Raw genomic sequence first — 24,982 nt, 5'->3', positions numbered from 1 at the left:
TGAATAGATTAAAATAGTTAATAGACTAAGCTAAATTTTATCTCTAACCATCACCTCCTTATTACATTTATACAATACACCCGTAGGGTATTGTATGGTTAAAAAATAATTTAATTCTTTAATACCTCTTTTCTTTCTCTAAACTCCTCTTTACTAATTAACCCCTTAGCAAATTGCTCCTTTAATAGAGCCATAGCACTATCTTCTCTTTTAGATTTTGGAATTAACATCCGAATTATAAGATAGATCATCCCTCCAAAAACTCCTAAATGTAATAACATTATTCCTATAGATTGCCAACCATTAAAACCATAACTATATAATCCTGAACAAAGATCTGACCACATTAGATTTACCTCCTTGTTTATTACTAGTATAAATAATTATATTCATATCACATTACTAGGTTTTAGCATAAAAAAATAATTTCAATTATAAATATAACACTAAACTTAATTTTTAGCAAAGATAAATTTCAGTTAACAAAGCAGCTTTGATTAGTCTGTTAATCAAAATTTAAATCTATTTTCTTAACTCCTCTTTAATCTCTTGAAATTCCTCTTTACTTATTTCTCCGTTAGCATAGCGTTCTCTAGCAATTTCAATAGGATTTTCTTTAACTCTTCTTGGCGAATTTTCATCTCTAGATTGATCAGAATTTCTTATAAAATAGATTACTGCAATAATTATTACTATCCAAAATAATCCCATCATTAGTATTCCACCTCCAAAAAATCCTCTCATACCATACCCCCAGCCATGCATCATAGGCAATCAACTCCTTTATAATAATTAACCCCAACATGGATATTGAGATTAAGCTTGAGTTTAAGACAACCATTAAAAGACTGGTTTTAGAAGTTGCTTAGACTCAAACTTAAACTTAGACTTAATAATTATATTATCTCAATTTTTCTACTAATGGGTATTATCCAGCTATAATTATTAATTCTTCACTTTTAACTCTTAACTATATTACCATCCCATCATTCTATTACCATGCATCATGTGACCGCCCATCATGCCACCCATATTTCCTCCAAATCCTCTTCCATGCATCATACCAAAACCCATCATTCCATGCTCTTCCATAAGTTCCAACTGCTCAGCAGTTAAGATATCTCTTATTTCTAGCTTCATCTCTGCCATTAACATAGCCATCTTATCTCTTAATTGATTGACCTCTGCTTGCAATTTTAAGATATCATCTTTAGCACCCTTATCAAAATATAAATCCCTTAAGTCTCTACTTTTATCCCTCATATCATCCATTAAATCATCCATTTGATCATGGTATTTATCTTGTAGCTCTTCTATCTGATCCTTTTGTTGATTAGAGAAGTTCAACTCATCACGGAAATTATTATTTCTGTGATTAATTCTAGGGTCTTGAGCAAATCCATTCCCTCCTCCATGGGCAAAAGCATAAACTGAAACTCCTAATACCAATGTCATTGCTAAAACAAAACTTAAAATCTTTCTCATTATTTATCTCCTCCTTATATTTTTATGAGTATCTAAAGCTTAGAAACAAAATATTTACTTTTTTGTACTTCTTCTTACTCTGTAATCATATTATATGGGGTAAATATTAAGAAAGTATTAAGAAAGTATCAAGATTCCTTAAAATTTCAAAATAATTTAAGGTTAGGCATCTATATTAAAAGCCAAAGGCTCTAATATTAATATTAGAGCCTTTGGCTTTTAGTCTATATCACATTATGTAGTTGCTCAATCTCTTTTATTTTATCTATCCTCTTATTAAAATATTCTCTAGCCAACTCAAACCGCTTTTGTTGCAATAAGGAGATAGCTTTGTCCCCATAAATCTTCCATTCTTTGCTATATGTGACCTCTAAATCAGAGTATCCCATAAATCCTAAGACATCCTTAAGTGGATATCCAAAGAAGAGACCAATTTCATGGGGGAAATCATTACTTCTTAACCTCTTAACAAGACAATTTAAATATGACTTCAAATTATACTTTTGGGGATATCCATGCTTCTTTAAAAATTTTAGAACCTCTGCCTTACGTAACTGTTGGTCTAAAGCAGCTTCATGATAAAACAGCACCTGCTTACGATTATCCTTTTTATTTAACTCTATCATTTCAATTTGATCATAGGCTAAAATTGTACTCTTACACCTATCCCAAATCTCAGAGTTATTGAATCTAATATTTCTTAATTCAGCAGGTTTTACCCCCATGATCGTCGCTCCAATATTCTTTAATATACATGTGATACAATCTCTAAAATCAACCTTACAACCTTTATTCAATCTCATCATAGATACCCCCCTAATTACTCAACTAAACCTTAAAGTGCCATAGCCCATTCTTTAATTGAAGTTTCCGCTTCAGCTGTTATCTCTCCATCCCATTTAAAGCCTGCTTGAATAAGTTCAGCTCCTCTTTGCTCTAACTTCTCTTCTAACATATCCACCGCCTGGCAGAACATATCCCCATAAGCTGTATCCCCTGGTCCAAAGACCGCAGCTCTCTTGGCTGATAAATCAACCTGATCTAAATTATCATAAAAATCATAAAAATCATCCTGTAGCTCCCCTGCTCCCCAAGTCGATGAACCAAATACAATTAAATCAAAACACTTCAACACCTCTACATTTACATCATTAACATTTTCAATAGTAGTTTCATAATTATCACTTAATATCTCTTCTACCTTAGTTGCTAGTTGTTCTGTATTCCCCATAGTTGACCCATAAACAATAATTGCTTTCTCCACAATTCATCTCTCCTCTTGAATTCTTTATTTTATTTGATACTCTGTACTGTGCTAATCGCCATATGCCAGTACTATTGATATGTAGTATTATAACGTTAGATAATGAAAATCATTTTCATTATCTAACGTTATAATATCATCCATATAAATGAATGTCAATATTTTTTGAAGAATAATACAGATATAATCAAATAAGGTCAAAAACTTATCTATCTACTCACCAATGACTTAGAATAAATTATAAGTTACTCAGCCAGACTAAGGTTAAATAAATTCAAATACAATGTTTATTCTAACAAGATTCTCTAAAGGTAAGACCGTTGGAGATATAGCAGAGGTAAAGAAGGGAAAAGTGGAAGTAAGAGAATCGGAACTATATGTAGATGATATCTATATCTCTAACTTTTTGGGTAGGAAAATGCTCGCCAAATGTATCAGAAAGAGGGAATAGCAGCAGTTATCTACCCCAAGGAAGATCATTTTAGAATAACCTTGGATAACTTTGGTCAACGCCAAGCTATACTCTTTGAAGCTACTGACGCCTTAGGAGTAAAGCGTTATCACTTTACAAGAAAAGAGTATCAACGTAATTATCTCTTTAGTCCCTATCATTAAAGATACTGATGCTTTAATCGAAGCAATCAAACAGACACCATTATTAGAGAATGTTAAAAAGAGCCATGCTGTAATGAAGACTAACCTGGTTGGGAGGAAATAAAGATGGGTAGAGAAGCAAGTATGTAACCCAATTATCAAATCTTAGCCTATATTACTCTAGATAAAGAACGAATATTAACTGGAGGGGTTTTAACTCTCTTAGCTAAAGATAAGAATGAACAGCAAGAATTGACTACCGACATAGCCAAAGCTATGAAAGCAGATATAGTGGAATTAAGGTGTGGAGATTATATAGTGATTAAAGCTTAAATTAGATTATTTTTCTAAAATACTCTAACTCTTCACAATTTCATCACACATTAGTGTTATAATCAAATTATCATCACAAGATAAAGCTAGCAACTCTAAATTTCTTCTCAATTTATCATTTTAAAAGTATTTACTCCACCAATAAGAAAGTGGTAGATAGCTAATAGCTATCTACCACTTTCTTATTACAACCGCCTTATTTAAGCCCACGCCTCATCTAAGACCCTCTTTACGATAAAATCAGGCTACTATCTAAAATCCTTTTATTCATCTCTTTGCGGAGAAAGATTATTCCAACTCTCAAAAGTATTATAATTTAATATCTATTTTTGCTTCTTCTTTTAAGCCTTTCATAAAGCTATTCCATTTATTCTGTTGTGCTTGTTGAGTCAGTACATTTTTAATCTTCCCCTTAGCCTCTTCTAAAGAAATAGTCCCAGCTTCTTTTCTATTCTCTACTTTAATAATATGATAACCAAATTCTGTCTTTACAAGCTCACTTAGTTCACCTACTTCAAGGTCAAAAGCAGCTTGCTCAAATTCTGGTACCATCTGTCCTTTTCTGAAATAGCCTAAATCTCCACCATTCTTTGCCGAAGGACCTTCAGAATATTCTTTGGCTAATTTAGCAAAATCCGCCCCATCTTTTAGCTTATTTAATACCTTCTGAGCCTTATCTTTTGCTTCCTCATCAGACTTTTTATCTGTTTTGATTAAAATATGTCTAGCCTTAATTTGAGCAGGACGCTTAAATTTAGATTTATTTTTTTCATAATAAGCTTCTATCTCTTCTTCTGTAATAACAACATCATCAACAACCTGTTGTTGTAACTTTTGAATTAAAACTTCATCCTTATTTTCTTTCCACATTATCTCTTTAAATTCTTCCAAAGAATTTATCCCTCTACTTTTTAAAGCCTTTAATAATTCTTCTTCTGTAAGCTTATTTTGCTGTTTAATAGATTCTACTTGTTTATTCAATAATTTATTTTTCTCACCTTGAGAAATGGTTATTTCTTGATTGTTAGCTTCAATCTCTAATATCTTCATATCAACTAATGAATCAAGCTTCTGCTTACGATATTCATTTAATAGATTCTTTCCTTCCTCTGAAAAAAATACAAGTTGAGCAAACTCACGATTCACTTGAACTAATTGTCCATATAATTGTTGAGTATTTACAAACTGATTTAATTCAGATTCTGTTATGCCCTCACCATTGACAATTGCTACAAAATCATCATCACTATTACCTTTAGCTTGAACTGATAGGTTAACCATTAGTAATAAAGCCATAAAAATTAAACTGATTTTAAATTTCATTAAATATCCCCTTTCAAATTATAATATAATCTTTTTTGTAAAACTTAAAATTCCATTGAAATATAAAAATTTATGTGAAAAAGAGGCAAAGTGCCTCTTTTAAAAATTATTCTTTACTTTATTATTATCTCCTTTATTTAAATTTTTGTAAATAGTTATCTTATTCAACCACAAACTTATTAATTAGTATAACAGGTAAATTTTACAGAATTGTGACAAAAATAAAAACAATGAGAAAATAATTCCTGTTATATAAAAATATTTCAAACAAAATTATATTCTGCCAAATAATCTTTTTAAGTATGGTATTAAATAAATACGCAATAATAGCACTGTAAAGGGGATATAAAAATAATAGAATTTATTACATTATGTTCGATATAGTTGGTGAACAAAATAGAGCAGGTTGCTTATAAACAAGTATAGCTATAGCGGGGATTAAAATCGATACTGGAATAATCAATTTTCTATAATCCTTAATATAAAAAACATCACCAATAGCCTTAATTATACTAAAATAAAGGATTCCAAATTTAGCAATAGTTATGCTCAACCAAGATACAAAAATCATTAACTAATGTTATAGCTTCTCAGAAAATATTATTTAAATTATTTTATATAAATAGCTTCAGATAAACCTCGCCTAAATAGGCGAGGTATTTTATTTTAACTCTTCTCTTATCTGTTCATACAATCCCTCTATACTATCATCTTTGATAAAGTATCCATTAGTAATCGCAATGGGCCTTGAAGCACAATCTTCACAGAATTCTAAACAACGTTCTAACTTTACTTCAACATCAGCTAACCCTTCTTCCATCTGCCCAATTAATTTATCGACACCTTGGGAAAGATTCTTCTTACAGAAGTGAACTTCTGCCATTATATCACCTCTTTATCTGATTATATATTCTTATTATTTAGATTAATTATTAAAAGAATACATAATCTGTGAGCTTATTCAAGCTTACTTTATTGTATTGAAATCTAATTGACTAATTAACTAATTTTTAATTCTTTATCCTGTATTACTGATCCCTAACTTCTAATTCTCAATTCTAGTAATTCTCATTGCATTTAAGACTGCAAGTAATGCTACACCTACATCAGCAAATACTGCAAACCACATATTAGCTAACCCTAAAGCCCCCATTAAAAGCACAATACCTTTAATACCTAAAGCAAAGATAATATTCTGCCAGACGACCTTACGAGTAAACTTGGCAATATTGATAGCATCTATCAGATTACTTGGCTTATCCTTCATCAATACTACATCAGCTGCTTCAATAGCTGCATCAGAACCTAAGCCTCCCATAGCTACACCAATATCTGCTCTTGCTAATACAGGAGCATCATTGATACCATCACCAACAAAGAGTAATTTATCCTTTTCCTCTTTATTCTTTAAGAGTTTCTCTAGCTCAGTTACCTTATCTTGGGGTAGTAACTCAGCCCGATAATCATCTACTCCTAGTTCATCAGCTACACTCTTAGCTACCTGCAGGTTGTCACCAGTTAACATAATTACCTGCTCAATACCAAGCCTTTTCAACCCTTTAATAGCCTCTTTAGCATCTATTTTAATCCTATCAGCAATTAAGATATAACCTGCATATTTACCATCAGTGGCTATATGAACTACTGTTCCTACTTGCTTAGGACTAAGATAAGTTATCCCTTCTCTCTCCATCAACTTATAATTACCTGCTAAAACCTCTTTACCTGCTATAACAACCTTCAATCCACATCCAGCAATCTCTTGATAACTATCTAGCTGTGCAACACCAACCTCTCCCTCATAAGCCTCTAAGATAGATAATGCAATAGGATGATTAGAGTTACTTTCAGCTTGAGCTGCCAACTCCAATAACTCCTTCTTAGTAAAACCTTCTGCTGACATAATATCTGTTACCTTAAAAGTACCTTCTGTTAAGGTTCCTGTCTTATCCATAACTACCGTCTTAGCACTATTTAATGCCTCTAAATAGTTTCCTCCTTTGACTAAAACTCCATGTTTAGAAGCTGCTCCAATCCCACCAAAAAAGCCTAATGGGATAGATACTACCAAAGCACAAGGGCAAGAAACAACCAAGAATACTAAAGCACGATATAACCACTGACTGAAGGTAGCTGTTGGGATAACTAACGGTGGTACTACAGCCAGTGCTAAAGCAGAAAATACGACTATTGGTGTATAATAACGGGCAAACTTGGTAATAAAGTTCTCAGTAGGTGCCTTTTCACTAGCTGCATTCTCAACCAACTCTAAAATCTTATTGACAGTAGATTGCCTAAAATCTGAACTAACCTCAATAGTCAGTAAGCCATCCTTATTGATAAAACCACTTAATATCTCCTTTCCTGTTTTTACCTTACGGGGAACTGACTCACCAGTTAAAGCAGAGGTATCTACCATAGATTCCCCTCCAATAACCTCACCATCTAAAGGAACCTTCTCCCCTGGTTTAACTACAATAATATCTCCAACCTTAACCTGATTAGGATCAACCTTCTTAAGCTCACCATCAATTTTTAAATTGGCATAATCTGGCCTAATATCCATCAAAGACTTGATAGAACGGCGAGAACGATTAACAGCAATATCCTGAAAGAGCTCTCCTACTTCATAAAAGAGCATTACCGCTACCCCTTCTGGAAACTCTTTAATCGCAAAAGCCCCGATAGTAGCTACAGACATTAAAAAGTTCTCGTCAAAGATTTGACCTTTAGAGATGTTTTTAGCAGATTTTAGTAATACCTTTCCACCTATAGTTAGATAAGCAATTCCATATAGAGCTAACTCTCCCCAGAAATTAAGCTTTAATACTAAAGCTGCTATAAAGAAGACTATCCCAACCCCTAATCTAACAAATTCAGATTTTAAATTACTATTATCAGTAGAAGAATACCCATGACTACTTTCACTTAACTCTTCTCTAACAATTACACCTGGTTCTATCTCCTGAATTATTCTTTTAACTGCTGTTAAGGTTGACTCCAAATAACTAGAATGATGGACCTTAATCTTTAACTTTTGAGCCACAAAATTGATAGATGCTTGATCAACCCCTTCTAACTGTTTAATTTCTCTTTCCATCTTGGCTGCACAATCAGCACAACCTAACCCTTCTAAGATTAGCTCCTTTTCAAATTTACTACTCTTTTCTTTAATTCTAGCCTTTACTCCAGGTTCTATCTCATCAACCAACTTGGCAATCTTAACTGCTACCTCTTCTAAGTCTCCATCAACCTCTACATCTAAAGTCTTCATAGTAAAGTTCATCTTGCTCTGCTTTACCTCATCTAATTCAGAGACTCTCTTCTCTATCTTAGTAGCACAATTAGCACAATTTAAACCTTCAAGAATGAATTTCTCTCTAATTAATCCTCTTGTCTCCATACAAGTACCTCCTTTTATCTAAAATATGAGTAAGTATTCAGATATTAAATAAAAAATATATGAGTAGCTGTTCATATATTGTATAACTAAAGTAATTCAATGTCAATCAATTAAGATTAATTCTTTTATCTTTCTTCCATCACATGATCTAAACCTTGGCAGAAGAGTTGTAGAATATGATGGTCATCTAGAGAATAGTAGACAATTCTTCCCTCTTTACGGTATTTGACCAAGTTCATATCCCTCAATTTTCTCAACTGATGGGAGATGGCCGATTGGGTCATATCCAATAACTCAGAGATATCACAGACACACAATTCTTTATTGGCTAAGGCATTTATAATCTTTAATCTTGTAGGATCACCTAATACCTTAAAGGTATCTGCTAGTCTGCCAATTATACTCTCAGATAATTCCTTTTCTTTAACCTCTTCTATCCTCTTAAAGCTAGGGCAGTATTCTTGGCAAATAACTATATCATCACTCTTCATCTTATCACCCCTTAAAAGAATTATATATCAATTAGAGTAGTTATAACTCTTTACTCAACATTCTATTATCTCTTATATCTTATGTCAAGAATCTATCTTAATCTTGTGCTATTATTACCCTTCTGTTTATTAAATATTGATGGTAAAGAGAGATATTAAGATAGTAACGAGTGACGAAAAGAGATTCTTACTCATTACCCTTCATAAAATTTGATAATATTCCAATTAAAACCATTGGGCCTATGTCAATATCTTGGACACAAAAAGTTGAACAAATTAAGCGGATTTTTTTGCTTGTCTTTCATATTCATCGGGAATCATATAATCAATGCTCCCATGAATTCTAGTTCTGTTATACCATGCTTCAATAAATTCAAATATAGCTAGATTTACTTCTTTAAAAAATTTATATAACTTATGATTAACTTCTTCTTTTTTCAAAATAGAATGAAATGATTCTATACATGCATTATCATAAGGATTTCCTTTACCACTAAAGGATTGTACTAGTCTTAATTCTTTTACTTTATTTCTGTAAGCACTGCTAGTATATTGAGTTCCTCTATCAAGATGAAGAATAATATGCGAATATGGTTAAAGCCTTTTTTAAAATCTCTGCTTCCTGTTTAAGTCTTTGATTTTCTTTCTTCATAGCTAATAATTCTTTATAAGTGACAGTAGTATCTTCATCAATTTTTATCTCTGTATAGAGTTCAATCCAATTATCTTATAGAAGTTCTAGAAACACCATATTCGCTAGCAAGCTTTGATTTAGACTTACCTGATTGATATAACTCTACAATTATTTGTTTAAAATCTTCAGTATATCTTTTACTTGTTGATCCCATATGGACACACCCTTTCTCAGTTTATATTTTATAATGTTCAACTAAGTGTGTTCATGATTTTATACTAGCATCAAAATACAAATCGGTTTAAAATATGCTTTCTTCTATTTATTAAAAAATCAAACACAATACATATAATTAATAGGAATAAACCTATAGTTATTATATTTATTCCATACAAAGTAATTATCCTTTATTGCTAGATATTGAAATTATGTATATCCTATAATATTCGTTTTTTATTCTTAGAGTATATTTTAAAATCTAAAGGGAACATTACATAAAGGTTACCCTCTTCCAGTGGTCTTTACATAATTACTTTAGTCGCTACAACAAATAAGATAGTAATCAATTTGTTAGGAATATTGTAATTCCCTCTCCCCTACTCTGCTTAGTGAAAAAAGTAATACGGAAGAAGAAATAACAAGTTTAAAATCAGGAGAGTACTTCTGTGCAAATCAGGAATACTCTTTTTTTGTTAAGATTAAGAAATATAAAGTGCATAGATAAAAGCATAATGAATTTTAATAAATATTTATTGATAAACGATAAAAGCTGTGCTAAAATCAAATTAATAATAAATAAATGAGGTGCTTTATATGAAACGAGAAACATTCTTTTTAAAGTTCGCTGTTGTTGTTATGGGACTTCCTATCCTTGCTTTGTGTATATTTCTGTTACCTGAGATAGCTGAATATTTTGCAGAATTAAATCCAAAGTTAGATTTTTTACAATATCCCTTTCTAATCGGATTGTATATGACAGCGATAATATTTTTCGTCGCATTGTACCAGACTTTAAAACTTTTAAGCTATATTGATAAAAATCAGGCGTTTTCAGAACTATCTGTAAAGGCTTTAAAGAATATCAAATACTGTTCCATCACCATCGGTACCTTATATATAATATTTATGCCACTCATATATCTTATGGCAGAGGTAGATGATGCCCCAGGCATGATATTAATCGGAATGGTCATCATTTTTGGTTGCATGGTTATTGCAGTCTTTGCTGCTGTTCTTCAAAAGCTATTAAAAAATGCCATAGATATAAAATCAGATAATGATTTAACGATATGAGGTGAATAACATGGCAATTATAATTAATATCGATGTGATGTTGGCTAAAAGGAAAATGAGCGTAACAGAACTTTCGGAGAAGGTTGGAATAACAATGGCTAACATTTCTATATTAAAGAATGGAAAAGCAAAAGCTATTAGGTTTTCAACTTTAGAGGCAATATGCAAAGCTCTGGAATGTCAACCAGGTGATATTTTGGAATATAGAAATGATATTATAGAGCAAGATTATCAAAAGATAGAGAGCAAAGAATAAAGAGGAAAAATAGATAGGGCTGTTATAGATGATAGTATTTTTATTGCTATTTGGCTAGTTGGAGTTGTTCTCCTATTTAATAAAAGGTTTACTAAATATGGATTAATTTTATCTATTTCCCCAGTTTTATTTCTAATTTTATGCAAATATTTCTGATATGTAATATTATTGAACAATCTTGTTGTTAAGCAACACAAATATATCTTTGATTTAGTCAATAGTAAAAACTACTGACTAAATCCTAAAAGAGGCACAATTGTGCCTCTTTTTTTACCAAAATTTATGCAACAATATCAGGTCTTTTCTTCTTAAGGTTTTAACGGTTTCTCTAATATTAATTTTTTAGTTAAAACAGGAATATACTAGAGGAAATTGAAAAAGATAAGAGAAAATATAATAGTGAATATTTATGAACTTAGAGAATTTATCTGCAAACATTACTTTGTATTCTATTATACGAATATGGGGTTAGCGACATCTAGGCCAAGAGGTTAGACAAGACCAGGGATTACATATGTAAGTTTTAGAGAATGGACAAGTTATAGGAGGTTAGAGCAAGACGTCGCGAAGCTGCGAGACGTTAAATCCTAAATATGGGAATGAAGAGGGACAATAAATGAAAACTGAGTTTACTATTAATAATCCTATGGTACCATTATGGATAATATATCCATGCATAAACAGATACAGCATAGGAATGATGATGGTATTACTAATCTATTTAACTGGAAAGGTGAAAATTTACTAGGTTTTGCTCTAATAGAAGTTAGGGATCAGATAAGAAAGATATTTGCGAATGTAAAGTTGCCAACGCACTAAGACTCATAGTGACACTTCCAATGCTAAAAAGTTCATATATAAAACTCCCCCTCTTTGATAATCTTTACTATCAATATAATAAATAAGCTAATATTAATATATTTTGGCGGTGAAAAAATAATGAAAAAGATTATGTTCTGTTTTATTATAGCTTCACTAATTATATCAGGCTGCTCTCAAAATGTTGTAAAAAGAGAAAATCAACCAGATATATATTTAGTTGAAAATGAGAATAAAGAAATGAATCAGGCTATACAAAAAACAAAAGAAAATTTATCAATATTCATCAAAGAACTAAGTAAGAATAATAATGAATATACAAATTTATTATTAAAAGCTAGATTTGAAGAAGGAGAAAAAATAGAACATATGTGGGTCAGTGATATTACTTATAGTAGTAGTACTTTTATGGGGATTTTGTCCAATGAGCCAATGTATGTGAAAAATTTAAGTTATGGAGATATAGTTTTTGTCAATAAGAATCAAGTTTCTGATTGGATGATAGTTAAAGAAGATGGAACTGTTATCGGTGGATATACACTAAGGGTTTTAAGAAATAGAATGACCCAAAAAGAAAGAGAAGAATTTGATAAATCAACTGGATATAAATTTGAATAAAAATAATTTAGCTTTTTTAGCTTAGCTGCGAATATTGTATTGTTGTGAGGGATAAGGTATGAAAGAGAAATATATCCCACTATCAGATACTTATACCATAGAGAACGCTAATCAATTAAGAGGATTTATCTCAATGGTAGCTAACTATCTTGTAGCTCTATTTGTCGAATGATTTTTATGGTTTAGTCAGTTTTTGTCACCCCAGGAGTACTTTCTCAGTCAACAAAGAGCGTTTCCTTCAGGGCGTTGTATAAGTCTGCATCTAAATATTTTTATAATGATTTTAATTATGAAGAACTTTAATCCAATCTATATAGCACCACCTGCTTTTGTTTATTGGCTAGATTAAATCATCCAGCCAATAAAAAACCTCCTACTATTAGGAGGTGAAATTAAAATTATTATCCTACATCATTCCCATATTCTCCATATACATATGCAATAAATATAATTCCCGCATAGCATGGTATGCTTCACCATGCAGTTATAAATTAAGAATATGTAAGTTATAAGATATGGTAAGATATTTATAGATCATTTATGCTAAATTCCTCTTAATAATGTGGTATTATTTGAGTTTAACATAAATGACCTTCTTTTATAAGTATGTGTTGCGATTCTGATCTAACATCCAATAAAATAAATCTATTTATAATTTACTTCTTGAACCCTCCAATTATGATCCTCATTCACTAATGTTACTACATAATTGAAATCTTTATTATAGGCCGCTCCAGCCCATTCTGTTGCCGGATAGTATCTAGTAGTATTAAAACTAACCTCTACTTTATTATCTTTCTGACTTTCTATTTTAGATGATTTAACTACTTCATGAGTAGGAAAAGATGCCTCTCCTTCTCCTCCTTTGTTAATGTCAGTTAACTTTTGAATATATTTTTCTATCTCTTCTTCTGATACAAAAGGTGATAAATTTGCACCTAAAACAGATGTTATCTGTTCAAAATTTCCCTCATTATTTTCCGTTACTCTACTTAAATTAATCCAACTTTGATAAGCACTTTTAAATGTTGAACGTATCTGTAACTCTAATTGATAAGCTAATAATTTTAGTTCAGGATTATCCAGTTTCAATTTTTGCTGAGTATCTATAGCCTCTTGATTATTATCAATTTGGTTAGTATCATCTTGATTTGCTGCACAACCAATTAATTGGACTATAATTAAAAATAAGACTATCGATAAATAAAACCTATTATTTCTATTTTTCATAAATTCACCTCCTAATTATATTTTATAATTCCCAAATAAAAAACTAAAATTATATAATTAGGCATAAAATCTTAATTAAAAAATAACTTTAATTTGATTTCACTTAATATTTAAGATATATAAAGTATTTTCATCACCTTCTAAATCATCTTTAAGACCATAGATATATTTTAGTTCTTTCATAGCATCTTGAGTATTCTTACCAAATATTCCATCAGTAAGATCTATATTAAAACCATGCTCTCTTAATTTTTCTTGAAATAATATAAGCTCTTTTCCTTCATCCCCCAGCTTAAGATTATGAGTTATTTTGATAGGATCTCTATGACCAATTATCTTTACTTTTGTTCCCACTTTAACCCATGAGTATAGAATTTTAACATCGTGATTAAACATTCTAATACATCCATTACTGGCAGCATAACCTATAGAACCAGGTTTATTGGTACCATGAATCCCATAACTGCCCCAAGGAACACTCAGTCTCATCCATTTATCACCAAAAGGACTTTCATTCCACATGTCTACCTTCTCTATTATCCTAAATTCACCTATAGGAGATTTAGTAGATGACTTTCCAATAGCTACAGGAAATTCACTATACTTTTCTCCATCTGAATAAACAATTAATTTTCTTTTATAGGTATCCACTAGAATTGAAATTTCACCTGTAGGAGGTTCCTTTTTATTAGTCTCTCTAGCTTCTTCTCTATGGATTGCCATTCCTAAATACCACCATAACTTATTATCAACTATACCATTATTATCTTCTAACTTATTTACATATTCAAATTTTTTAACTGCTATATATGTATTCCAATCATATAAGGAATTAATTTCTCCCTTATAAAATCCTAATAGTTTAAGCTCTCTTTGTAATTCCCAAATATCTTCTCCTCTTAATGGAGGATATTGTAATGATATTATACGCTCTGGTCGACAACTACACTTATAATTAGCTTCTGATGAACTTGTAATTATAAGTAAAGTAACTAAGATAAAATATAATACTTTTTTTATCATAAACTGTCAACCCTCCTTTATTAAATTTTATGTCTACATGTTAATTATTATGAAATATCTAATATACTATAAGAGTAAACTTGACAAGGACAGAATCTAAGCTCTGCCCCTGTTAAATTTAAATTATTTTATAAAGAAAATAATCAATTATATTCATTTACAACCCATGTTGTCTTACTATCTTCATCTAAAGTTACTATAATAGTCTCACCTTTCTTCAATTTAACATTTAAGTCTTTAAGATAATTAGCTTGAACAATTGATCTAATATTCACACCATTTTCATAGGCAATATCTGCAATATACTCTTCATCTTTTCTAACAGTATAAATTCTATGCTTTTTAAAGAAGCCTTGGCTAACAGGCATTAGTAACTTTTGACCGTAACGAACCTTCTCTTCACTTCCTAAAGCATTTATAATTCTTAAAACATCCTCTGAAATATTAAACTTTTCAGCAATATCTGTTAGAGTTTCATCAGCATTTACCCGGTAATAATTATTCAATAACTTACTATATCTTTTTACATAAGCAAATTTATTTGAATTATCTAATGGGATAATTAAATTACTACCAACTTGAATATTATTTATATTATCCAACATATTGTTTGCTTTCATAATCTCTAACATTCTAACTCCAAACTTATCAGCTATTTTTACAAGATTATCTCCTTCTTGTACTTGATAACTGTAGTAAAGAGGATAAGAATAAACTTTTATCTCTTCTTTGTCTATATTAGTGTTTGGTAAAATAAGCCTTCTACCTACATATAAATCATATGAGTTCTTGATATTATTTAACTCGACTAACTTTTGCACTGTAGTATTATATTTTTGAGCAATATTCCATAAAATATCTCCTTCTTGAACAATATAATAGTTATTTTCTTCTTCAACATTTTGATTATTATTTAAAGGAACAAGCAATTTACGTCCAATATATAAATCATAGGCATCTTTAATATCATTTAATTCTACTAATTTCTCTACTGTAGTGTTATATTTTTGGGCAATATTCCATAAAATATCTCCCGCTTTAATAGTATAATATCCATACTTATTTTGATCATTTGGATATTCAATATTAATTCTAATAATTAATCTTTGTCCAACATAAATATTACTAGGGTTAGAGATATTATTTTGTTCTATAATAACCTCTATTGGTACACCTATTTCTTTAGAAATTTCTATCAAAGTATCTCCACTTTTAACTTTATATACTGTACTAGCTTCTGCCTGAGCTAATGACATAGCCATTATTGTGACCAGCAATAATACAATTACTGTAAATTTCTTCATTAATATCACTCCTTCGTCTTATTTTGGTGACACAAATAGGAGTTTAACATATAAATTAGGGGAGTACAATGATAAAAATATTGTTAATAAGGATATTATATACAATAATATTTGTTATAAATTATCAAGGCAAACATTATTCACTTAATAGCGTATAAAATTTACAATAAACAAAATTAAACCTTCCTAGAACCTTATCCTTCAAGACTTTTATCTCATAACTTCCTTCCTATTACTATCATGTGATCCTGACACCCTACCAGCCACAATCTCAGCACTCTTTCCAAAGGTAAAAGTACCTAATATAAGTTTGATTATACCTCCCAAATCTGGTGGCATACTGAATTGAACACTAGTTATATCTGTATATTTAGCAATTGCAGGAGCTATTATATAGTTATTGGTTAAGATAAGCACATAGATTCCTACTAAACTAAGTATAGTAATAGGTCTCCAACTCTCTAGTAACCAGTTATCGCTTTTGGCATCAGTTTTTAATATTTCTGTCTTTGACTCTATTTCTTGCTTTTGAACCTCAATTAATTTATTGGTCAACTCATTTTCTAATACACTTATCTTTTCTTTAACTTGTAACTTCTCTTCTTCAGAGGTATGGAAGTCATCTACAGTCTTACGAACTGTGTCTAAGCCATCTTTAATTAAATTCCCTATGCCTAATATATCCATTTAAACACCTCCAGTATTAATAAAATAAATAAACCACCGAAAACGGTGGCTACTAATTCTTCCAATATCCGAATACCTTATCTACATAAGCTTGATTTACATAGGCACCATTATCATCTTTTCTAGGGCTTCCTGCATTATAACTTGCCACTGCATCCTCCCAGTTACCATATCGATTATAATAGTGCTTTAAATGCTTACAACCATACTCTATACCTAATAATGGATCACACAATTCAGTAAAGAAGTCACCTTTAAATCCTCGTTCTCTTGCTACTGCCCCCATTACCTGCATTAATCCCCATGAAGTCTTTTGACCATTCTCTTCAGTATCGAAACTGGCCATACTGTGATTAGCAAATTCCTCAACCTTATATAACCACCTATAATTAGGCTCATACCTAGTTGCATAAGTATTACCATTACTTTCAATCTTGATTATAGCAGCAATGAGTTTAGTTGGAATTCCATGCTTTTTAGCTTTCTTTTCAATAATATCTCTTAAATTCATAATATATCTCCTCCTTAGAAAAGTGGTAACTGGTCTACATTAACTCCAAAGATAGTTAATATAATTCCACCTATAACGATTAATAATCCAAAGATAACTTTCCACATATTGTTGGTATACTTATCTTCCCTGCCTTCAAAAAAACCTTGCAACTCCTTCAAGTCCTCTTTTGTAGCCATTCTGGTATCTACTTTCTCATCTATCTGCTCTATCTTTTCTGTATTTTTAACAACATTAACCTTTAATGATTCAATATCAGCTTCTGCTCTAGTTATTCTTTCATTCATCTCCAAAGAGCTCACCTCCCCTATTAAAATAAAAAAAGACGCCTCTCGGAGTCTAAATGCTAATAAATAATTAAAGTTTTATAACATAACCTCTAATATTAAAGGTACACTTATTAACAGACGAATACTCTTGATTCAATTGATTAATTAATTGATATTCATCATATATATCTCGGAATCTATAATAGCTATAACCAGAATTTCCTCCATGACCTAGATAGACGCTCCCTAACATGACTTTTATTTCTATTTTATCTTTAACTATTAACGGTGGTAAATTAGTATAGCTATTTACAACTTCTCTATTATCTATTTTAAAAGAAATCACTTTTTGTCCATCAAATTCTTTCGTTCCTTTCCCATACTTTAGAATAGTATTTCTCATACCTGTACTACTCCCCTCATCATCCTTATAAGTAAAAGGAGCTCCAGATTCAATATAATTCATATTTGATGTATACCATAAAAATGGCGATCCTAAATCTATAGTTAGTGTTTTAATTTCGAAATCAGAACCATTACTTGCAGATTTATTTATATATGTTAACCCATCTACATCGAAAAACATTTCGTTTTTAAGGCTATTTAACCGATTATGATTATCTTGTATATTGCCTTCAATCCTATTGAAATTTTTGTTATCAACTCCATCATCAGGAGTCCAATCAGTTTTAGTCCCTTCCCAACTCATTCATTTTTCCTCCCTTCTAGGTTTGCTCTTAATCCTCCATCATATTCTAACTCTTGTTTAGTTACATAAAATTGTCCAACCTTATTGATACCCAGTTTTTGAAATTCTGGTACAGTAATTAGATCAGCTAATATTAATGCTGGATTACCTCGCCAATCCAAAGACACATCTCGCTTAGGGTCAGCAAAGGAACCTTTAAGTTTATCAGCTATCTTCTGAGCCATTTCTTTAGTTTGAATCAGATGATTTATAGGAAGAGTATAATCTATCTTTCCATTCTCAGTTATACTCCTATCATCTTGTGAATATACTCTTTCTGCTCCTTTTACTTTTAAAGGCTTACCTTCAAGTATTAACTTGAAAGTATCTTGACTAGTTCCACTGTTGCTAATCTCAATTTCAGCATTACAAGCATAATAATTAGCATGAGTAATTGAAGTGTTCACTGTATTATTCTCCAAGTGAGCTGTAACTTCTATAGCTGGTTTCTCTGAATACTCAGCATTAATAGTGATAGTCTCAGCTGCTCCAATTGTTCTAACTTCACTAGTAGAAAAAACTTCTTCTAACCCATCAGATAATACAAGAGGTTGAGTTTCTACTATTATATAATTTGCTACACTAGACGAATCAGCAGGTTGATTCTTTGTAAAATAATCATCTGCTGTTATTTCATATAATCCTGTGGGGATAATCAGTTTCAATGACCTAACAGTCATTTCTGTTTGACCTAACATATCACTTGTTACATTAGCTATAATATAAGGTCTAATATTCGCAGAACCTTTTACTACTATATTAGCTGGGACTTCTCTTATTCTAGTAGAAGCAAGGGTTATTGTAGCATTACCTGTTATCATTTCAAACATATGACCTGTAATTTTCTGTATTTCTGTGGTCATAATTCCACTAGATAATATATTAGCAGAAGAATTTTTTAGTCTAGCAGAATTGATTGATATTGTGGCACTAGCTGAAAAATCAGCAGAAGCTTCAATATAATTAGTTATACTTCTACCATAAATATAGACATTATTATCATATGAAGCAGCGTAAAGGTAATCATTATCAGCATAAACAGAGTAAATATAACCTGTTGCATCTGTTAACTTAGTTACTAATGTAAAATCTCTTCTGTCATAGATATATATATTCTTATCATGGGCTCCAGCATAAATATAATTGCTATCAACATATATAGAATAAATATAACCAACTGGATCTGTTAAAGTAGTTATTAAGGTCAAATTTGTTTTATTATAGACATAGATTTTATCACTGGAACCGGCATAAATATAATCACTATCAGCATAGACAGACCGAATAATATTATTTGCATCAGTGAAGGTAGTTACTAATGTAAAATCTATTCTATCATAGATATATAACTTATTATCACGTGAGCCAGCATAAATATAATTACTATCAGTATAGACAGAAAAAATAAAATCATTTGTATCAGTTAATATAGTTATTAAGGTTAAATCTGCTCTATTATAAATACATATTCCATTATATGAACCAGCATAAATATAATCTTCATTAACATAAATAGAATAAACATTTCCACTTACATCAGTTAATGTAGTTATTAAAGTCAAATTTATTCTATCATAAATACATATTCCATTATATGAGCTAACATAAATATAATCGCTATCAGCATAAACAGAATAAATATAACCAACTGGATCTGTTAACTTGGTTATTGGTGTAAGGCTTGTTTTATCATAAATATAAATTTCATTCTGTGAACCAGCATAAACATAATCACTATCAGCATAAACAGAATAAAGATGATTACTTGTAGCTGTTAATGTAGTACTTAGATCAAAAGACAATCTATATCACCTCCTTTAATCTAACTTTACTGTTAACTCACTAATTGGAACTTTAAATATATCGTCAGTAGTGATAGTTTTAGCAGTAGTTAACTCTGCATAAAATAATGGATTACCACCAGTTTCAGCATCCATTAATATAACATGAGTAATTATTCCCCAGTCAGCTGTTGCTTGTGGAAATTCAATATCATAGGTATTCTGTGTTACTCCATCTACAATCTCATCAAAGGTTATTGCTTGCCTTGCATAACTACCTCCAGAAACCTCACTTGTAATATCTCCTGCTTCTGCTGGATTAGAAGTTAACAAAGCTATATAGATTGTAGTAGGTGATGTATAGGGTACATTTCTTAATACATGATCAAGCAATTTATTTTCTAGATAATTACACATATTAGACATTATTATCACTCTCCTTTTATATTTATAAAACTTGGCCCTTCTACTCTAATTACATTCTTCCTATCACAATATACCTGCCCTCCACAAGCCTCTGCTATCTGTCTTAATGCTTCTCTATGGCTGACTGGCTGAAAATATCCCCAAGGGATTACAAACTCCTGTAACTCTGTATCTATCCAATATTCATCAGCTTCTATATCTGCATCATCAAAAACTATCAATGCCAACTTATATAATGTAATATTCTGATAGACCTGACTAGTTGAAAAGGTTGTCTTTCTCAATAGCTCTAATCTATCTCTAGCACTTGTACTTGCATAAATTTGCTGTTCTGAAACTGACCAATCACCACTCCAAAAAGTACCTAAGGGGAGATATTCAATTATTCCATTTGGCAATTCTAATCCTAGCCAAGCCCTTATCTTTCTATTAACCTTAATCTTTTGATGAAGTGGAGAATTGATATTTCCTGCTGAAAAGCGATAGTCTATATTGCTTAACTTAATATCTATTTCATTAGATGATATATTTCCAATCGGGAGGCTGCCATCACTTAGCTCTCTTTCTTCTAGAAGATTAATTTGCATAATCTGGTCATCATCATAGATTTCTTGTACACTAGAAAAGAATTCTAAAATCTTAACTTGCTTACTAGAATGGGACCATCTTTTTACTATTAATTTCATCTCTGTTATTGATGATAATTGTAAATCTGATATATCTTTTTGCCAGCTCACTCCTGTATTACCTACAATTGATTCAGTATGAACTAGAATTTCTTCTTCATAGAGATTGATATCAAAATCTTGAGGAAACTCTTCTCTTGCATCATCCCCTACCACTTTTAACCCATATACTGGTCTAGCAAAGAAACGGACCGTTAAGGTAGGATAAGGTGAAGAAAAGTATCCATCTTCATCAGACATTGAACTCCCCCACCAACCCACCTGGTAATCATCTGCTTCCTTTTTAGTTGATGGTGCAGGATAATAAGCACCATCTAAAGTAGATGAACCATCAAGTGATAACCACTTATGATTTGCAGATTCTTTTGAGTCAGCAACTTGCTTAACCCAAGATATATTAGCTTCTTCATTAGCAAATACTTGAATACTTTGGTCAAGATAGGGATCTGTCCATGTAACTTCTATTCTAGCTTTAAAATTTCTTGTGCCTGCTTTGATTGCTTCAAGAAAGTCTGGGCTGACTGGAAGCATGATTACACCTCCTCAAAAATAACAGTAACATCTTTTGTATATTGTGGCTTTAGATTATATATCTTTCTTGGTAAAGGATTAATATATACTTCTTTTGAATGTATTCCTTCAACATCCTCATATTCAAAAATCACAGCTTCACCACTTCTATACAAGTTAATAAAAGTCAGAGCATCAGCAGGCAATAATCCTTTATAAGAAAGAGTATAAGTGTTTTTGGTAGTAGTTATATCTTTAACCAACCTACCACTTGCAGTTCTTTCTGACTTTCCAATCTCAGTCTCTTTAATCTCCATATCTTCTCTGGGAGTAGGTATATTAATTCCGTTTAATTTCACCTTGTATTCACCCCTAACCTTGCATTTTCACTTATTCTTATACTCCTTAATTTTCTTTCTAGCTTCTTAAGTCCTAAATCATCTGCAATAAGAGTTCCTACCTGTAAAGTTACTTCAATTGGTCGAGTACTTACAGTTGCTTCTTGTTGTTGAGGCATAGGCATATGGGCTGCTATTCCTGCTCCAAGGTTTGCTAATACATCTTTTCTAAGAGGAATGACTGCTTCATCATCTCCTGCTTCACCTATTAACCCTACAGTTGGTCCTGTTACAACACCACCATCTGCAAATTTTCTAATTACTGCTTTCACAGTTTCAAAGGTTGCTAATGCAGGGGCTACTGCTGCCGCAATTTGTCCTATATAAGCAAGAGAAGCTCCAAAAGTTAAAGGAGCTTGTGCCCATGAAGCTGCTATACCCGCTGCTTGAGCTGCAATTACTTGTTGTTCTGCCATAGTTACAAAAGATAATGCCATTTCTTTAACAGCTTCTCTAAAGGTCTTAGTCCCATTTGCAAAACTATCAAAGAACCCTGTCATTGATTTAGCCATTGCCATAGATGCTTCTGCTGTATTATTTTTAAGATTAGTAACATAATTTTTTACAGAATCCTTCCAGATTGCTACTGCAGCTGAAATAGCATTTCCATGATTTTGATAGTTAGCTAATTGAGTACTTAGTAACTCCTGCTCTTTTTGAGCATAGTATTCTAAAATTGCTTGTTTACTAACTCCTAGTTCTTCTGCTCTTGCAAGTGCCCTCTGCTTTTCTAATTCAAGTAATTGCTCTTTGTTAGCAGTTAATCTAAATAACTTATTTTGCCAAGACTCTTCATAGCTTTCTCTGATTTCATTCTTTTTTTGTGCATAATATTGTTCTATAGCTTCTGTACTTGCTCCCTTTGCTTTAGCCTCAGCTATAGCTTTGGCTTTTTCTCTTTCTAATATCTCCATCCTACTTGCTGTTAGATTGAATAATTTATTATTCCAAGAATCTTCAAACTCTTCTCTAGCTTCAGCTCTTTTCTTGACTTCTCCTTTAACTTTCTCAGTCTGCTCTTCTTCGCTCTCAGAAGTAGATTCAACTCTATCCTTATTGCCTTCTTTAACTGCATTAGTCTGTTTTTCTTGTTCTTCTTCAATAGTTTCAGACTGAGCAGCATAGGCAATTTGGGTTCCTGTTACAAAATCAAAAACTTTTGCTGTAACATTTTTCAAATCTTTACCTACTGATGAACCTAAATCTCCAAAAGCTTTGCCCACATCTACTGTAGAACTGGCAATTGCTTTTCCATTCTTCTTAATTTCATTAGCTAATTCTACTACTTCTTGTCTCGATTTTTCTGCTGAATCTCCTATTGCATCAGATAATCCAGCAAATTGGTCTCCTACTTTTGGTATTTTCTCTAGTACTGATAGCTTTTGGACTATAGTATCTACTACGGTTAAGACAAAAGCTTCTAAAGATTTAAATTCTAACTTCCATACATTGACTACAATTTTGACTATAGATTTAAGAGTATCAAATACTGCTTTTAGCAATGATTTAACCTTTTCCCAATGTCTAACCACTTCTATTCCAATTGCAATCAATCCTCCCACTGCTGCAACAGTTCCTAGAATGGGAGCTGCCATTCCAGAAAGAGCAGGAATGAGAGTTGCTGAAACAAAAGTACTTACTGTAGCAAATGTTGTAGACAGAGTTCCCCAAGCGGTTATCATGCTACCAACTGTGACAAGAACTGGCCCTATTGCAGTTGCTATCCCTCCAAATATCAGTGCTATTTTTTTACCTACTGGAGATAGGTTATTAAATACATCTACAACTTTAGTAATTGCAATAGTTATTTGGGTCATTATTGGCTCAAGAGTTTTACCTAATTTACTAAGTGATTCTTGAAGTGAATAATTAGCCTCAGCACTATTAACAAGTTCTGAGTTATTCTGCCTATATTGCTCATAAACATTTGCAAGACCAGTATTGGCTAGAGTTTCTAAAATATAATTTTGCTCAGTTCCACTAGTTATAGCTTGTTGTAACCCAGCATTAAAATTATCAATTTGAATCCCAGATCTTTCAAGTAGTTCTGCAAAAGGACCAACTGCTGAACCAGTTGCAAGAGTTTCCTGTAATCCATCAGCTATACCTTCAAATTTTAAAGTATCTTTAAATTTGATTGCAGCACCTGACAATTCATCAAGTACCTGTTGGAACTTGTCACCCTTAAAACCTGCTGCTAAAAGATTGGATAATCCCTCTACATTACTATCAAGTTCGCCAGTTACTCCCTGCATCTGCTTCATAGCAGCAGACATATTCTCCATATTAGCTCCAGCAGTTTTAGTGTTATTTTCTAACACAGCTATTTCTTTTCGAAAGTCTCTAGTCCCTACTACAAGACCTGTAAAAGCACCAGTAATAGCTGCTGACATACCAGACAATTTCTTTCCTATCCCTTTGAGCTTATTTCCAACACCTTGTAATCTCTCACCTGTAGCTTGTATTCTTTGAGCAAGAGTGCTTGAACTTTGACCTGCATTGTCTAACTGTTCTCTAAAACTATTAAGCTGGCTTTCTGTTCTTACTAACTCTCTTTGAAAATCTCTGTAAGCTTCAGCGGATATTTCTCCATTCTGAAATTGCTCATTTACCTGTTCTTGTACAGATCGCAATCTTTCTAGTTTTTCACTAGTATTGCCTACCCTTTGAGATAATAATTCTTGTTGCTGAGCTAATAATCTAGTGTCATCAGGATTGAAGCGAAGTAATCTTTGAACTTTCCTAAGTTCTGATCGTATGTCTCTACTTTTTTTATTAACATCCTTCAATGCTTTACCCAACCCTGTAGTATCTGAACCTATTTTTACATTAATCCCACGTATTGTCTCTGCCACATACTCACCTCCATATATAAAATACCACTCTAGTTAACTAG

General features: G+C 31.6%; 28 protein-coding genes and 1 pseudogene. 6 read left to right on the top strand and 23 right to left on the bottom strand.

Translation table 11 applies throughout. The features are described from left to right. Positions 1–110: 110 nt before the first annotated feature. The 5 genes from U472_RS10030 to U472_RS10010 all read right to left on the bottom strand — a co-directional run bounded on the left by U472_RS10030 (position 111) and on the right by U472_RS10010 (position 2,749). Positions 111–347: an SHOCT domain-containing protein gene (locus U472_RS10030; protein ID WP_068718058.1), complete on the bottom strand. Its 237-nt coding sequence runs from the start codon at positions 345–347 to the stop codon at positions 111–113. Between the two features lie 175 nt (positions 348–522). Next, on the bottom strand, positions 523–768 hold the full coding sequence (locus tag U472_RS10025; RefSeq protein WP_068718056.1) for an SHOCT domain-containing protein: 246 nt from the start codon (positions 766–768) through the stop codon (positions 523–525). Between the two features lie 207 nt (positions 769–975). Continuing rightward, positions 976–1,485, bottom strand: coding sequence for a Spy/CpxP family protein refolding chaperone (locus tag U472_RS10020; RefSeq protein WP_068718054.1), 510 nt, complete (start codon positions 1,483–1,485; stop codon positions 976–978). 224 nt (positions 1,486–1,709) lie between these two features. Next, complete coding sequence (locus U472_RS10015; protein ID WP_068718877.1) at positions 1,710–2,288, bottom strand: DUF3793 family protein; 579 nt, start codon at positions 2,286–2,288, stop codon at positions 1,710–1,712. Positions 2,289–2,320: 32 nt separating this feature from the next. Next, complete coding sequence (locus tag U472_RS10010; protein WP_068718052.1) at positions 2,321–2,749, bottom strand: flavodoxin; 429 nt, start codon at positions 2,747–2,749, stop codon at positions 2,321–2,323. A 283-nt stretch (positions 2,750–3,032) separates the two neighbouring features. Between U472_RS10010 and U472_RS17725 the strand changes: the two are divergent. After that, a pseudogene (locus U472_RS17725) lies at positions 3,033–3,364 on the top strand (YIEGIA domain-containing protein). A gap of 141 nt (positions 3,365–3,505) precedes the next feature. Beyond that, the gene (locus tag U472_RS17720) at positions 3,506–3,676 is read left to right on the top strand and encodes a capping complex subunit for YIEGIA (RefSeq protein ID WP_425415777.1); all 171 of its coding nucleotides are present in this window, start codon (positions 3,506–3,508) and stop codon (positions 3,674–3,676) included. A gap of 309 nt (positions 3,677–3,985) precedes the next feature. Here U472_RS17720 and U472_RS17560 read toward each other — a convergent pair whose 3' ends face one another. The 6 genes from U472_RS17560 to U472_RS16550 form a co-directional block, all read right to left on the bottom strand. After that, entirely contained in the window at positions 3,986–4,999 is a 1,014-nt protein-coding gene (locus tag U472_RS17560; protein WP_068718045.1) for a peptidylprolyl isomerase, read from the bottom strand. Positions 5,000–5,660: 661 nt separating this feature from the next. After that, positions 5,661–5,882 (bottom strand): DUF1450 domain-containing protein, encoded by a 222-nt coding sequence (locus U472_RS09995; protein WP_068718043.1) that lies wholly within the window; start codon positions 5,880–5,882, stop codon positions 5,661–5,663. A gap of 162 nt (positions 5,883–6,044) precedes the next feature. Beyond that, positions 6,045–8,402, bottom strand: coding sequence for a heavy metal translocating P-type ATPase (locus U472_RS09990; RefSeq protein WP_068718040.1), 2,358 nt, complete (start codon positions 8,400–8,402; stop codon positions 6,045–6,047). Positions 8,403–8,527: 125 nt separating this feature from the next. Beyond that, positions 8,528–8,893 (bottom strand): ArsR/SmtB family transcription factor, encoded by a 366-nt coding sequence (locus U472_RS09985; protein WP_068718034.1) that lies wholly within the window; start codon positions 8,891–8,893, stop codon positions 8,528–8,530. Between the two features lie 276 nt (positions 8,894–9,169). Then, a complete protein-coding gene (locus U472_RS17715) occupies positions 9,170–9,472 on the bottom strand; it encodes an integrase core domain-containing protein (RefSeq protein ID WP_425415776.1) in 303 nt (100 codons plus the stop codon). Between the two features lie 143 nt (positions 9,473–9,615). Then, a complete protein-coding gene (locus tag U472_RS16550; RefSeq protein ID WP_141677974.1) occupies positions 9,616–9,741 on the bottom strand; it encodes a helix-turn-helix domain-containing protein in 126 nt (41 codons plus the stop codon). Positions 9,742–10,340: 599 nt separating this feature from the next. Here U472_RS16550 and U472_RS09975 point away from each other — a divergent pair. From U472_RS09975 to U472_RS09965, 4 genes are all read left to right on the top strand, one after another. Beyond that, complete coding sequence (locus U472_RS09975; RefSeq protein WP_068718033.1) at positions 10,341–10,820, top strand: DUF2975 domain-containing protein; 480 nt, start codon at positions 10,341–10,343, stop codon at positions 10,818–10,820. 10 nt (positions 10,821–10,830) lie between these two features. After that, positions 10,831–11,076 (top strand): helix-turn-helix domain-containing protein, encoded by a 246-nt coding sequence (locus U472_RS09970; protein WP_068718032.1) that lies wholly within the window; start codon positions 10,831–10,833, stop codon positions 11,074–11,076. 672 nt (positions 11,077–11,748) lie between these two features. After that, entirely contained in the window at positions 11,749–11,895 is a 147-nt protein-coding gene (locus tag U472_RS16545) for an NADAR family protein (RefSeq protein ID WP_141677973.1), read from the top strand. A 120-nt stretch (positions 11,896–12,015) separates the two neighbouring features. Beyond that, positions 12,016–12,513 carry a YegJ family protein gene (locus tag U472_RS09965; RefSeq protein WP_068718030.1) on the top strand — a complete coding sequence of 166 codons (498 nt, stop codon included), beginning with the start codon at positions 12,016–12,018 and terminating at the stop codon, positions 12,511–12,513. A 645-nt stretch (positions 12,514–13,158) separates the two neighbouring features. Here U472_RS09965 and U472_RS09960 read toward each other — a convergent pair. From U472_RS09960 to U472_RS09905, 12 genes are all read right to left on the bottom strand, one after another. Further along, entirely contained in the window at positions 13,159–13,743 is a 585-nt protein-coding gene (locus U472_RS09960; RefSeq protein ID WP_068718028.1) for a hypothetical protein, read from the bottom strand. Between the two features lie 99 nt (positions 13,744–13,842). Further along, entirely contained in the window at positions 13,843–14,766 is a 924-nt protein-coding gene (locus tag U472_RS09955; protein WP_068718026.1) for a L,D-transpeptidase family protein, read from the bottom strand. A 143-nt stretch (positions 14,767–14,909) separates the two neighbouring features. After that, on the bottom strand, positions 14,910–16,070 hold the full coding sequence (locus tag U472_RS09950; RefSeq protein WP_068718022.1) for a LysM peptidoglycan-binding domain-containing protein: 1,161 nt from the start codon (positions 16,068–16,070) through the stop codon (positions 14,910–14,912). Between the two features lie 210 nt (positions 16,071–16,280). After that, the gene (locus U472_RS09945; RefSeq protein ID WP_068718017.1) at positions 16,281–16,757 is read right to left on the bottom strand and encodes a 3TM-type holin; all 477 of its coding nucleotides are present in this window, start codon (positions 16,755–16,757) and stop codon (positions 16,281–16,283) included. Positions 16,758–16,809: 52 nt separating this feature from the next. After that, on the bottom strand, positions 16,810–17,268 hold the full coding sequence (locus U472_RS09940) for a lytic transglycosylase domain-containing protein (RefSeq protein ID WP_068718015.1): 459 nt from the start codon (positions 17,266–17,268) through the stop codon (positions 16,810–16,812). A gap of 14 nt (positions 17,269–17,282) precedes the next feature. After that, a complete protein-coding gene (locus tag U472_RS09935; RefSeq protein WP_068718013.1) occupies positions 17,283–17,561 on the bottom strand; it encodes a hypothetical protein in 279 nt (92 codons plus the stop codon). A 64-nt stretch (positions 17,562–17,625) separates the two neighbouring features. Then, a complete protein-coding gene (locus tag U472_RS09930; protein ID WP_068718012.1) occupies positions 17,626–18,246 on the bottom strand; it encodes a hypothetical protein in 621 nt (206 codons plus the stop codon). Beyond that, the gene (locus U472_RS09925) at positions 18,243–20,087 is read right to left on the bottom strand and encodes a WD40 repeat domain-containing protein (protein ID WP_068718011.1); all 1,845 of its coding nucleotides are present in this window, start codon (positions 20,085–20,087) and stop codon (positions 18,243–18,245) included. Before U472_RS09925 ends, U472_RS09930 begins: the two co-directional genes overlap by 4 nt. 15 nt (positions 20,088–20,102) lie before the next feature. Next, entirely contained in the window at positions 20,103–20,492 is a 390-nt protein-coding gene (locus tag U472_RS09920) for a phage tail fiber protein (protein WP_068718010.1), read from the bottom strand. 5 nt (positions 20,493–20,497) lie between these two features. Then, positions 20,498–21,709 carry a hypothetical protein gene (locus U472_RS09915; protein WP_068718003.1) on the bottom strand — a complete coding sequence of 404 codons (1,212 nt, stop codon included), beginning with the start codon at positions 21,707–21,709 and terminating at the stop codon, positions 20,498–20,500. Between the two features lie 2 nt (positions 21,710–21,711). Further along, positions 21,712–22,047, bottom strand: coding sequence for a hypothetical protein (locus U472_RS09910; RefSeq protein WP_068718002.1), 336 nt, complete (start codon positions 22,045–22,047; stop codon positions 21,712–21,714). Beyond that, the gene (locus tag U472_RS09905; RefSeq protein ID WP_068718001.1) at positions 22,044–24,941 is read right to left on the bottom strand and encodes a phage tail tape measure protein; all 2,898 of its coding nucleotides are present in this window, start codon (positions 24,939–24,941) and stop codon (positions 22,044–22,046) included. Before U472_RS09905 ends, U472_RS09910 begins: the two co-directional genes overlap by 4 nt. Positions 24,942–24,982 lie beyond the last annotated feature (41 nt).

Source organism: Orenia metallireducens (assembly GCF_001693735.1).
Taxonomy (GTDB): Bacteria; Bacillota; Halanaerobiia; order Halobacteroidales; family Halobacteroidaceae; genus Orenia; species Orenia metallireducens.
The sequence above is the reverse complement of the archived record's forward strand: the minus strand, read 5'-3'. Positions and strand labels throughout refer to the sequence as shown.